Source organism: Anabaena sp. TISTR 8404, from assembly GCF_056847745.1.
In genome coordinates, this window is record NZ_CP180578.1 from 5,548,267 (window position 1) to 5,561,156 (window position 12,890).

General features: G+C 40.4%; 9 protein-coding genes. 5 read left to right on the plus strand and 4 right to left on the minus strand.

Annotation, left to right across the window (positions count from 1 at the left end):
- Positions 1-756: 756 nt before the first annotated feature.
- The 4 genes from ACMX3D_RS24100 (at position 757) to ACMX3D_RS24115 (ending at position 4,427) form a co-directional block, all read left to right on the plus strand.
- A complete protein-coding gene (locus tag ACMX3D_RS24100) occupies positions 757-1,428 on the plus strand; it encodes a DUF1361 domain-containing protein (protein WP_482748328.1) in 672 nt (223 codons plus the stop codon).
- A 302-nt stretch (positions 1,429-1,730) separates the two neighbouring features.
- Positions 1,731-2,906 (plus strand): baeRF7 domain-containing protein, encoded by a 1,176-nt coding sequence (locus ACMX3D_RS24105; protein WP_482748329.1) that lies wholly within the window; start codon positions 1,731-1,733, stop codon positions 2,904-2,906.
- Positions 2,907-2,954: 48 nt separating this feature from the next.
- Positions 2,955-3,776 carry a hypothetical protein gene (locus ACMX3D_RS24110; RefSeq protein ID WP_482748330.1) on the plus strand — a complete coding sequence of 274 codons (822 nt, stop codon included), beginning with the start codon at positions 2,955-2,957 and terminating at the stop codon, positions 3,774-3,776.
- 147 nt (positions 3,777-3,923) lie between these two features.
- On the plus strand, positions 3,924-4,427 hold the full coding sequence (locus ACMX3D_RS24115) for a hypothetical protein (RefSeq protein WP_482748331.1): 504 nt from the start codon (positions 3,924-3,926) through the stop codon (positions 4,425-4,427).
- 42 nt (positions 4,428-4,469) lie between these two features.
- On the opposite strand, the gene ACMX3D_RS24120 is transcribed toward ACMX3D_RS24115, so the two are convergent.
- Positions 4,470-6,803 carry a putative PEP-binding protein gene (locus ACMX3D_RS24120; protein ID WP_482748332.1) on the minus strand — a complete coding sequence of 778 codons (2,334 nt, stop codon included), beginning with the start codon at positions 6,801-6,803 and terminating at the stop codon, positions 4,470-4,472.
- Positions 6,804-7,605: 802 nt separating this feature from the next.
- On the opposite strand from ACMX3D_RS24120, the gene ACMX3D_RS24125 reads away from it, so the two are divergent.
- Positions 7,606-8,061 (plus strand): MgtC/SapB family protein, encoded by a 456-nt coding sequence (locus ACMX3D_RS24125; protein WP_482748333.1) that lies wholly within the window; start codon positions 7,606-7,608, stop codon positions 8,059-8,061.
- 34 nt (positions 8,062-8,095) lie between these two features.
- On the opposite strand, the gene ACMX3D_RS24130 is transcribed toward ACMX3D_RS24125, so the two are convergent.
- The 3 genes from ACMX3D_RS24130 to ACMX3D_RS24140 all read right to left on the minus strand — a co-directional run bounded on the left by ACMX3D_RS24130 (position 8,096) and on the right by ACMX3D_RS24140 (position 12,659).
- Positions 8,096-8,512 carry a hypothetical protein gene (locus ACMX3D_RS24130; RefSeq protein ID WP_482752417.1) on the minus strand — a complete coding sequence of 139 codons (417 nt, stop codon included), beginning with the start codon at positions 8,510-8,512 and terminating at the stop codon, positions 8,096-8,098.
- A gap of 68 nt (positions 8,513-8,580) precedes the next feature.
- Positions 8,581-9,699, minus strand: coding sequence for a DNA replication/repair protein RecF (gene recF, locus ACMX3D_RS24135; protein ID WP_482748334.1), 1,119 nt, complete (start codon positions 9,697-9,699; stop codon positions 8,581-8,583).
- A gap of 98 nt (positions 9,700-9,797) precedes the next feature.
- Positions 9,798-12,659, minus strand: coding sequence for a cation-translocating P-type ATPase (locus ACMX3D_RS24140; protein WP_482748335.1), 2,862 nt, complete (start codon positions 12,657-12,659; stop codon positions 9,798-9,800).
- Between the last annotated feature and the right edge of the window lie 231 nt (positions 12,660-12,890).

The following is a 12,890-nucleotide window of genomic DNA, read 5'->3' on the forward strand; positions in this document are numbered from 1 at the left end:
AAAATCCTTGTGTAGGTAGGGAACTCTTAACAGGGAACAGATAACAGGAAAGTTAGATGTGTACTGATTTTTTTCACTAATCAAATATGAGTCCTATATCTTTATTCCTTCTTGCTCCTTACCTATACGAGAGATTCAGACATCGAATCGGGTTGCAGTATCAAATTTTGAATTTTTCGGGAATTGTCTTAAGGGAGATTGTATCTAAATCACGACTAAAAAAATACGACCTCCTAGAGCAAAAACTATACTGGAAGTTTGGGTAGCATTTTAGCCGCTCACACTTCCAGATTTCTACTAAATTTAGCCTGGAGAATTTTCTGGTTATACTAGTACGAAAAATATGAAGTATGAAGTGTGAAATGAGTAAACCTGTATAATCAGCTTGAAAGCTATTTATGATGGGCAGTATATTAACGTGAATTCAATGAACCTCACCCCAACCCCTCTCCGAAGCGGAGAGGGGCTTAAATATCAACGAACAATTAAGCTTTTAAAGCCTCTACGCCACTTGCTACAACGCGGGGAACCCGCGCAACGCAGTGGCTCCTCCTTATAGGGGAGAGGTTTGGAGAGGGGTTTTTTCAATCTGTCGAACTCACGTTATATTATGTACCTGTTATAAACTTTTCTAAACCCGACAAAGAATATACTAAAGATTCCCACAATTAAATTTTCCCAATTTATCAGTCAACCACTGAAGTTAAGACTATAGAACGAAACTATATCAATCACACATTTTGCAAGTGAGCATTTATGAAAGAGGAATTGATTGAACTGATAGCCAGAGTTTTACAGGTCTTGCGGATAAACATGAATTGGATGACGTGGAACCTGTTTTTAGCTTTTATACCTTTGGCTTTAAGTGTTTGGTTGTTCCGCACTAGACGGGGACGTTCTTGGGTTTGGTGGTTGGGATTTATCGTATTTTATGCTTTCTTACCAAATGCGCCTTATCTATTAACCGATGTCATTCACCTGATAGATGATATTCGCACAATCCAGTCAGTGTGGATAATTACTTTAGTGCTAATGCCTGTATATTTGCTGGTAATTTTTGCTGGGTTTGAAGCTTATGTTATTTCTTTAATCAATTTAGGTTACTATTTACACCGCATCGGCAAGAGTCAATGGATTTTTAGAGTAGAGTTAATTACTCATGCTCTCTGTGCTGTGGGAATTTATTGGGGAAGATTTTTACGTTTCAACAGTTGGGATTTTATTACTCAACCAGATGCTTTATTAACCAAAGGTGTAGAAGAACTCTTGGGTAAACAGCCTTTAGTAATTATTGCAATTACTTTTGTAATTCTTCTAGGCTTGCATTGGATTATGAAACGTGTAAGTTTAGGTTTTGTCAATTCACAGTCACGAGGTATGGCAGTCAAATCAAATTCAGCAAATACTGACACGCCTAATGCTGGATAAATGCAAAATCTTGCTCAGATTGTTGCTCATATTATCTAATAAAAATTTCACTTAATACGCCGAAAACGAAACAGGCGTATTTTTTTATATGTACTTATTCACCTATTTATAGCAGTCCCATATCATACGTGAGAAAACAGATCCCCGACTTCTTAAAGAAATTGGGGATCTAGATATATCCATCTAAAGAATGGTGAGGCGGTAGTTTTTTTTATCAAAAGAAAGATGAATTTTTCGGCTTTTAGCTCTGAAATAAATCTAAATGATGCAATTTGTATTGATTTAGATGGGAGTTTTATAATATGACAATATTATCTACTGATGAATTAAAAACTTTAACTGAACATACTGATAGCCTTTGTGTTTCTCTGTATATGCCTATGCAAAAAGCAGGGCCAGAGATTCGGCAAAATCCGATTCGGTTTAAAAATTTAATTCGCGAAGCTCAAGCACGCTTAGAAGCAATAGAAATGAGCCAACCGGAAGCAAATCAGCTTCTTCAGCCAGCGATGGAACTTGATAAGGCTGAGTTTTGGGAAAATCAAGACCAGGGCCTCGCTATTTTTATTGCTCCAGGAGTATTTCGCTATTATCAGTTGCCAATGGAGTTTCAAGAACTGGTAGTTGTGAGCGATCGCTTCCACATCAAGCCATTATTACCTTTAATTAATAATGATGGCAAGTTCTACGTTCTGGCTTTAAGCCAACAAAATTTGAAATTTTTTGAAGGTACTCGCTCTGGTTTGAAGGAAGTAGAACTAGAAAATCTGCCTAAAAGTCTTGATGAAGCGCTTTTATATGACGAAACTGCTAAAGAAGGTCAATTTCGCATCGCCACAAAAAAAGGCAGCACTTCAACTTCTTTTTCAAGCTCACAGCCAGGTGCATTTCACGGACAGGGAAGCCCAGACAGAGATCAACATCAAGAAGCAATCCTGCAATTCTTTCACATAGTCGATGCTGAACTTCATGAAAAACTCCGTGAGGAAACAGCACCACTAATTTTGGCAGGAGTAGATTATCTCCATCCAATTTACCGTGAAGCAAATAGTTATACCAATTTGCTAGAACAAGGTATTACCCGCAGACCAGAACTTTTCCAAGCTGATGAATTACACGCAGATGCTTGGCAAATTGTCGAGCCTCTATTTCACGAGTCAGAACAGCAGGCAATGGAACTTTATCAACAACTGGCTGGAGAAGGTACTGGTAAAGCTTCTAGTGACCTTAAGGAAGTTGTTTCTGCGGCTTACTATCAAAGAGTTGATACTTTGTTTGTACCTGTAGGTCAACAAATTTGGGGCAAGTTTGACCCAGCAAGAATGAATGTAGATATTCACCCAGAACCAGAAGCAGATGATGAAGATTTGTTAGATTTTGCCGCGATTCACACTATTCTCAATGGTGGCAAGGTTTATGCTGTGGAACCAGAAAGAATGCCAAATCAAGCATCGGTGGCAGCAATTTTCCGATATTGATGATTTTTGTAGTGTTGTATACAGTTGAACAAACAACATACAACACCCATGCTGAATAATCTCCGTGCTTTGCTTAGTCAATCTCTCATCGGTTTAGCTGTTTTCAGCCAGATGGCTGTATTTGCCCAGCCAAGTAGTGCAGAAACTATTGCTGGGCAATCAGGCAATGTTCGTGCAGAAATATCTTATGACAAACCTGAAGAATATCAATATAAGAATGTACGTTTGCAAATTAGCCGAGCTGGTAAAACTGTTTTAGATAAAAAACTGCCCCAAGAAAGTGAATATGACCGACCTGTTGGAGGTTTCAACGAGCAAGAAAATAAGTTACCAGTTTTAGATTTAGATGGTGATAAAGAACCAGAAGTAGTTGCCGATTTCTTTACAGGGGGAGCGCACTGCTGTACTTATTCTTTGATTTATCGCTATGACAAAAAATCCCAAAAGTACACTCAAATTCGCCATGAGTGGGGTAATGGTGGTTATCGATTTAAGGATGTAGACAAAGATGGACTCTTAGAATTTGAGAGTCGAGATGATCGCTTTGCCTATGCTTTTACAGCTTACGCTGCTTCGGCTTATCCGCTGCAAATTTGGCAATATCGCCAAGGCAAAATGGTTAATGTAACTCGCCGCTATCCCAAGTTAATTTATAGCCACGCCGCAGATTTATGGAAAACCTACACTGAGATTCGCCAGCAAGGTGATGATGGTAGAGGATTTTTAGCTGCGTACTTAGCAGATAAGTATTTACTCGGTCAGGGAGAAGATGGTTGGAAACGAGTCCGACAAGCTTATACAAAAAGCGATCGCAATCAATATTTTGCCGATGTACGTAAGTTTCTCCGCGAAACTGGATATATGAAGTAATAACAAATTGCAGTCAAAGAATAGATGAAATGGTATTGGGATTAACAGCAATCATTTCTGAGTAACGAGCAAAATCACTCATATTAAATACCTGGATTTGGGTTAACTCTTGTAAGTTGGCTCCTCTAATCCTCAAGGAATTAAAAAATGAAAAAGTTACTTGCCATTGCTTCTGTCTCATTTATCTTATTGCCAGAGTATCTTTTAGCTCAGCCTGCACCAATACCAGTAGTTAGAAAAGCTCCTTCTTCGCCAGGAGCTTTAAAAGCGCCTGAAGTCAGGCTGAAAGATAACAGTGCTTTGTCTATTGATAAATTAGTGCCACAAGAAAAGATTGTTGGAAGACTAACAAAGAAAGCAAAACTCAAGTCAATCCAGCTTATAAAGTATAGTCAACATCAAGCAGAACGGGCAAAAATTTCTGGAATAGCATCTGAAAATCCAGAAATTTCTGGTAATCGTCAAATCTACAAAATTGTACTTGAATTCCCTCAAGGATTTACGATTCCTCGTGCTGGAAAGTTTGACAGTGCTACGGTTACATCAATAATTGATGCAGAGACAGGTGAAAGTATAGACACAGAAATTGATGCACCTCCAGGTGCTTTTCATTCCTTCCATGATGGGTTATCTGTGGGTAAACCAGATTAGCTTCTTTGTGTTAGTAGTTGACGATGGCTAATATACGACAAATTATTCAAGCTTTCGGCGTGCTGCTGCCAAAATTAAACGATGTTCAGCACGGGCGATCGCCTGATATGTTCGCTCAACTGCTTCCGGTTCTACAGAAATTGAAGTAATACCCCATTCCACCAGATGGTCAATAATTTCGGGATACAATGCTGGCGCTTGACCGCAAATCGAACAGGGTATTCCGGCATTTTTTGCCATCTGGATCAGTTGTGCGATCGCACCCATAACTGCTGGATGACGTTCATCAAAGGTTTTTGTTAGCTGTCCTTGTTCTCGATCTACTCCCAGCAGCAGTTGTGTGAGGTCATTCGTGCCAATCGAGATTCCAGCTACACCAGCTTTGACATACTCTGGCAGTAAAAATAAAACACTAGGTACTTCTGCCATAATCCACAATTGAAACTGCGAGGCTTGAGTTAACCCGACTTGCTCAACTTTATGTCGGCAAAAAGTAAACTCAGCCACATTTCGCACAAACGGTAACAAAAGGCGAAGATTGCTGTAGCCAGCTTTTTGGACATTGAGCAAAGCTGTTATTTCCAACTCAAACACAGCAGGATTGCTGACATAACTTAATGTGCCGCGATCGCCAAGGATAGAATGTGGCACAGATGGCGCAGTATGAGTTAGTGAGGGGAACTCGTGGAATCGCCAATCGAGTGAGCGATAAAAAACTGGCCGGGGAGTAAAAGCACGCACAAAATTGATAATTTGCTGTGTCCATAACTCCAAAAGTTCAACCCGACGACCACTCAGAATCCAACTGTGAGGATGTTGCCCTTCCAGGATGTTTAATAACATTAATTCTGAGCGTAACAATCCTAACCCATCGACAGGTAAGTTTTGCGATCGCTCGATTAAACTAGGCTGACTCAGGTTAACCAGTAGTTGAGTAGCAATCATGGGCAGATGAGGGCTAACAAGCGGATGGTGTAATGAAGCCGAAGAGATTGTGGAATTGTTTTCTTGATTTTCTCCACTTCCGGCTTTGCTGTCTCTCAGGCGATAAATTTCTCCCCGATCGCCATCTACGAGCAATTTTTCTCCAGTTTGAATTAAGGTTGTAGCATCTTTGGCACTGACAACAGCGGGAATACCTAATTCTCTGGCTAAAATTGCTGCATGGCTAGTCAACCCACCTTGTACTGTGACAATTGCCACAACTTGCTGCATTAAAGGCAACCAATCAGGTGCGATCGCAGGGATAACAAGAACAACTCCTTGGGGTATTTGCTCAGGTTTTTGTAGCGAATTAATCACATAAGCCGTAGCCGTAACACGTCCTGTAGCTGCGCCTAATCCTTTGATTAACTGTAAATTGGGAATTTTTGATAGCGGAGTGTTAACTTCTGTGATTTGGATCTGAGAAACTGAATCTACATTTAAAATACTCCACTGGACAGTAAAACTGTTACCTAGTTCACTTACTAGTTGATTCCCCAAAGCGATCACTTGTTGCAAATTTGGCTCTGGAAGAGCGTATTGTTTTTGTGGTTCTTCCGCAAGTAGGTAAGCAACTAGGCCAGTATTTTCATCAGTGAGGACTGGTTGGAGTAGCGGTTGCTCAGAAAATGCAGTCGTCCCATCTTCAAGACGATAAGCCAGTAACTTATTACCCAAATGTCGTTCTAAGACAACACCTGTTTCTTGCTGGATGTAGTATAAATCTGGTAAGACTTCGCCTCTGGTGAGTGCTACTCCTAATCCCCAAGTAGCTTCAATTGTCCACCCAGAGGAATCAGCATGAAGTGAGCCACTGGCGATCGCATTTTGCATTGGTTGCACTAACACAGCCAAATTCACATTTTGCAAATCAATTCCTATGCGTTGCCAATACAGTAAGCTTCTAGCGCGAAATAGCTGACTCCAAATGCGCTTTAATCCTAAAGCGATCGCATCTTCGTCGCAGTAACAAAAAATTGGCTCCAGCAATCCAGATGTATTTCCCACCCCTTGAGCAGTGTTTGAGACTGACAATGTTGGTTGCAAAATCAAGTACTTGCTTTGCCATTCTTTAGCCGCTGTAAAAATTGTACTTACCCACTGTGGCGGTACAGTTGCAGCAATAATTTCTTGACGCAAGCGACTAGCCACTAGCTGAAGTTGTCGCCAATTAGCTACGTCAAGGTGTAATGAAGAATAAGGTAAGTCTGCAACTAAAGATTCTGAACTGTTGATAGTGTCTAAAAATTGCCGCAAAACTTCTGCTGAAACTACAAAACCAGGTACCACAGGGTAGCCACGCTGCATGATTCTGCTTAAGTAAAATGCTTTGTCACCTACTTGGGCGCGGTCTTGCAGTTTAATTTGGTCAAGCCAGTAGACTTTTTCCACTCACTTTATTTTTTATTGTTGTCAATTTGCCACTACAGGCTTTTTCTCTCAGTAAATCTTCAGAGGATATTTAGTAAATTATCTGCCGAGAGAAGTTCTTCCTAGTTTATTATTTAAGATTAATTTGACTTAGTTATGAGTTAATAACTCATTACACAATGTGTTGCAGTAATCTCACCCCTTGAATAATTAACATTTTTTGTGCAATCGCCCTATATAAAAACATAGACAGGTATCAAGCCTTCAAGCATTGAGTTTATGGCTAAATTTAGCAGTTTGAGTTAAAATTTTACTTATTAATCGGTTTTAGCACTCAAATAGCTAGTCCATCAGCTTAAAAGCTATGCCGTTAGTGTAGATCATTTATATTGCCATAAATTTTCATCCAAATTCTATATCATCTGCTGAAAACAGTGCCGCGCTCAATGCAGTTGACAATACATCATTACTATAATTGACTTGGAAATCAATAATTGACCTGAAATATCTTTAAATTTCCCATCACACCAGGCTGTCCAGTCAAATTGATCAAACTAACTAAGAATATTTTGAGCGTAGAAGCTAGTAGTTAGAAGGTAAAAGCATTACGTTTTCTGACATTTACACTTTCAAAATGTTCTAATCTATATGCTCTTAGCTATACAAAAAATTTAGAATCAGCAATATTCCTAAATAAATATATGCATTAATTTTGGTCATAAAAATAGTAGCAAAATATCTTTTACTAAGCTCTATATTTTAGACTTAGTGCTGCTATTTTTAAGTTACAGTAGCATATAATACTTTATATCTTAAAACAAAATTGTTCAACACTTTCTACTTTGCACCAAATGATTGGCGGAATATCGTTTTTAGGCTGTGTCTAGCTTTGCTGTTAGGCGCAGTTATTGGTATAGAACGTCAAATCAGGCGTAAGCCAGCAGGTTTAAGAACTCACATGCTGGTCAGTTTGGGTTCAGCATTGTTTACTCTCATCCCTTTGCAAACAACTGTATTAGAACCTAGTCCTGATGCTCTCAGCCGTGTAATTCAAGGCATTGCAGCAGGCGTGGGATTTCTTGGGGCTGGAGAAATTGTACGTGAATCTTCCCAAAAATTACAGCACCCTGAAATTCACGGACTTACATCAGCAGCAGCAATTTGGGTTTCAGCCGCTTTGGGAATTGCTGCTGGGTGTGGTTTATGGCAATTAGGATTAATTGCTGCTTTATTGACTATTTTAGTACTGAATCTTTTTAAGAGATTAGAAAATAATTAAATTCCAATTTTGGAGATTGCTTATTACCAAATTTCTACTTATTAAATAATGCTAATGCTTTAGTAAAAATTTCCTCTTCTGCTCTAGTCTCTAAAATTAATTTAACTAAGTCTATAAATTCCCAATCTGTTTTTGTGTCAGTCTCAATAGTTTTACTGGCTGCGTAAAAACTCACATCATCAGTACACAACTCGTTAGTATTACCTGTTTGTAATTCAGGTCTTTTTATATCCCATGAAACTGTTTTTCCACGCAAAGTAAACTGAAACCAAACTATTTTTTCATACTCAAATTCAAAAAAAACATCAAAATAAGGTTCTTCCCCTTGAAACCAAATTTTTTTATAACCCTCTTTCCGTCTTTGTTTTAAGAGCTTTTGCTCAATTGCTCGTAATGATGCTCCTAATGAGGCAATTTCTTGTGGGTCTAATTTGTGGTTAGTTTTTTGCATAATTGAAATGTCATTTGTCATTTGTCATTTGTCATTTGTCATTTTGATCATTGACTCTTGACTATTGACTACTTCATTGATATCTCTCCTGCTTTCACAAACAGAATTTGAGAAGAATTCAACCACTGAGAATCAAAAGAACTCAAGTGAGTTGTAGTTATTAGGGTTTGAAAACGGTCTTGAATAGCATCGAGCAATTGATTTTGACGGTATGGATCTAATTCAGCTAGGACATCATCAAGCAACAACAGTGGCGGCTCTTTAACAACTTCTTCAATCAGTTGTAATTCTGCGAGTTTTAAGGCTAGTACTAGGGTTCGTTGCTGACCTTGAGAACCATATTGCCGAGCAGGCGTTTGATTGATAGTCAATTCTACTTCGTCACGATGAGGGCCGACAAGGGTAGTACCTCGGTAGAGTTCGGCAACAGCGCGTTGCTGAATTTTGGTTAAAAAAGCTTGCTGAACTTCTTCTGGTTGGTTCTGCACCAAAGGCACATTCGGCGAATATTTAATTTCGAGGTTTTCTGTACTACCACTGATACTGGCGTGCCAAGCCGTTGCAATGGGAGCTAATCTTTGGATAGCACGATCGCGTCTTCTAATTACTCTTGTACCTGTAGTGGCTAACTGTGCATCCCAAAGAGCAAGTTCTGAGTGCTGAGTGGGGAGTAGTGAGTCTTGGTTTTTTTTGAGAAAGGCGTTGCGCTGACGTAATACTTGGTTGTACTGGTGCAAAATGTGGGCGTACACTGGTTCAAGTTGAATTAACAAAGTATCTAACCAGTTGCGCCGGACTTCTGGACTACCGCGCACTAGTTCTAAATCCAAGCTGGAAAACTGTACGGCGTTGAGAACACCTAAAAAATCCATTTGTCGTCGTACAGTCTCGCCATTAATCGCCACACTGCGGCGACCATTACGGCGGAGAGTTAAAGTTAAATCACTGATACCCGTTTGTCGTTCCAGGCTGGCGTTGATTTGAGCGAAAGCTTCTCCATCTTGAATTAAATCGCGATCGCGTGCCATCCGATGCGATCGCAATGTTGCCAATAACTCTACGGCTTCCAACAAATTCGACTTACCCTGAGCATTATTTCCTACCAAAATTGTTTTGGCAGCATTAAATTCAACCTTTTGGTCTTGGTAATTCCGAAATTGTCTCAGGTGTAAAGTTTTGAGATACATATTTTAAGTAAAAAGGCAAAAGGCAAAAGGTAAAAGAATAAAAAGCAAAATGATTGTATGAATTTTCTTTTGATTTTTTACTTTTACCTTTTAACTTTTTAAACGGTTTTCTTGCCCCTTAAACGGAAGAAAATTTTCTCTGCTTCAATCCACACAAACATTAAGGCACTAAAACCAATACAAATAGCTAATTCTGTAGGTGGTAGCCAGTGAGTGCCAAAGAACTCTCGTAGAGGTGGAACATAGATCAGCATGAGTTGCAAAATCGTGGTGACAACTACAGCCCCCAGTACAAAAAGATTGGATAAGGGATTCATCTCAATGGTGAGTTGGTTATTAGAGCGAATTGCGATCGCATGACCCATCTGTGCAATACACAAGGAGGTAAATACCATTGTTTTCCAACGTTCTGGGTCAAGTCCGTCCCCTGTTACAGTTTGGGAATGATAGTATGCCCATTCCATCAGAATAATCGTAATAATCGCAAAGATAATCCCAATGCGAATCATGTATGAACCCAACCCCCTGGCAAAAATGCTTTCGCGGGGACTGAAGGGTGGACGTTTCATCACATCTGGTTCTGGTGGTTCTACTGCCAATGCCAAGGCTGGTAAACCGTCTGTTACCAAGTTCATCCAGAGAATTTGTAATGGTGTTAGAGGAACGCCTCCCAAACCTAAGATTGGTGCAGCGGCAATAGTCAAAACTTCGCCAATGTTGCTACCTAGGATGTATTTGATAAAGCGGCGGATATTGGTGTAAACAACTCTACCTTCTTTGGTCGCCGCTACGATGGTAGCAAAGTTGTCATCTAGCAGTACCATATCACTGGCTTCTTTACTCACATCTGTACCAGTGATACCCATCGCAATGCCAATGTCTGCTTGTTTTAAGGCTGGAGCATCATTTACACCATCGCCAGTCATAGCAACAAATCTACCCCGGCGTTGCAATGCTTGTACAATCCGCAGTTTGTGTTCTGGGGCAACTCTGGCATAGATGCTTACTAAGTCAACTTGTTCCTTTAGTTCCTCATCGCTCATGCGTTGCAATTCTTGACCAGTCAGCACTCTATCGCCTTCTTGAGCAATACCCAAATCGATCGCAATGGCGCGAGCTGTTAATTGATGGTCGCCTGTAATCATGACGGGGCGAATCCCGGCTTGACGACATTCTGCTACTGCGGCTCTCACTTCTGGGCGTGGTGCATCTAGCATTCCGACTAATCCCAGCCACACCAAATTTCGCTCTGATTCTTCATCTGAGCCTTCAGGAGGAACTTCGGTGAGTGGTTTGTAGGCAAAACCTAATACACGCAAGCCATTACTGGCCATTTGGTCATTGGCTGCCAGAATTTTGCTGCGTTGTTCTTCGGTTAATGGTGCTGAGTGTGTACCCAAACTAATTTCATTGCAACGAGCCAAAATTAACTCTGGTGAACCTTTGGTAAACATCACATAAGGTTCAGAGTTGACAAAACCAGAAATTGCCGGATCAACTGCCGTTAACGATGGTTCCCCTGTGGCAACTTCCTCGACTTGAGTAATCACGCTCATGCGTTTGCGTTCTGAGGAAAAGGGAAATTCACTCACACGGGGTAACTTACTGTTCCACTGGTCTTTTTCAATGCCAGCTTTGCCTGCTAATGTTACCAATGCACCTTCTGTGGGGTCGCCTAAAATTGCCCATTCGCCTTTTTCTTTTTGCAATACTGAGTCGTTACAAACGGCGCAGGCAACTAACAAACCTGGGATTTCAGGATAATCTTCAACGGGAATTTTTTGACCATCTAATTGAAAATCACCCACAGGAGCGTAACCTTCTCCAGTCACCCGAAAAGTATTGTTGTTGGTGAAAATTGATTGCACCACCATTTTGTTCTGGGTGAGTGTGCCAGTTTTATCAGAACAAATGGTGGTGACAGAACCTAAAGTTTCTACCGCTGGCAGTTTACGAATCAAGGCATTGCGGCGTACCATTCGCTGGGTTCCTAATGCCAAGGTAACAGTAATAACTGCCGGTAAACCTTCTGGGACTACTGCCACCGCCATACTCAAAGATACTTCTAACAAGTCTTTGAGGTTGCTAAAACCTCTAGCCTGGATAATACCGCCAATGACAACGATCGCCACCAAAATCAAAGAACCAGAAACTAGGACATTACCTAGTTGGGTCATTCGTTGCTGCAAAGGTGTGGGTTCGCTATCCACTGATTGCAACATGGCGGCAATTTTACCTAGTTCTGTCTTCATTCCGGTGTTTGTCACCAGAACCTTGCCCCGCCCTTGGACAACTTCTGTACCTTGAAAAACTAAGTTAATGCGATCGCCTAACGATGTATCTTCAGGTAATTGGAGTGTTGCTTGCTTGTTGACAGCTTCCGCCTCACCTGTTAATGCTGACTCTCGTACTTGTAAATTGGACTGTTCGATTAAGCGTCCATCTGCGGCTATCTGCACTCCTGCTTCCAGCAGCATGATATCTCCGGGAACGATTTCTTTAGCTGCTACATCCAACAATTTGCGATCGCGGATGACTCGCACTAAAGGAGAAGCCATTTGTTTAAGTGCGGCTAAAGCTTTTTCGGCGCGGCTTTCTTGGACATAACCAAGGATGCCATTGAGAATTACAATTGCCAGGATTGCAATTGTATCTTTAAATGGCACTTCTCCTGGCTTTAATTCGCCCGCTTGCCAAGCTGTAAAATCTAAAAATCCAGAGATAAAAGCCACTGCAATCAGCATCAACAACATAATGTTCTTGAACTGATCGAGCAGAATTTCCCAAGCACTACGACCACCATGTTCTTCTAATTCATTGGGGCCGTATTTTTGCAACCGTTGTTCAACTTCTTGGGGTGTTAAGCCACTGTCTGCCTTACTATCAAGCAGGCCTAGAGCTTTATCAACTTCCAAAGTGTGCCAATTTGTGGCACTGTCAGGCAGAGAATTAGCAGACATTGTATAGGTTACAGAAAAAGGTGACAAAATTCGATCATAATTTAGTGATGGCAGGAAAACCATCCACCAAAGTTACATTAGATTGATTCCTAACTTGTATAAGTTTAAATGTGTTTCCAAACATTTGCTAACTTTTTTTAAGTTAGGATTTTATGTATTTTTATGTAATTCATAGTATTTATTAGAACAGATTATAAAAAATTGTTCCCACAAAAATTTGCGGTTCCGTCT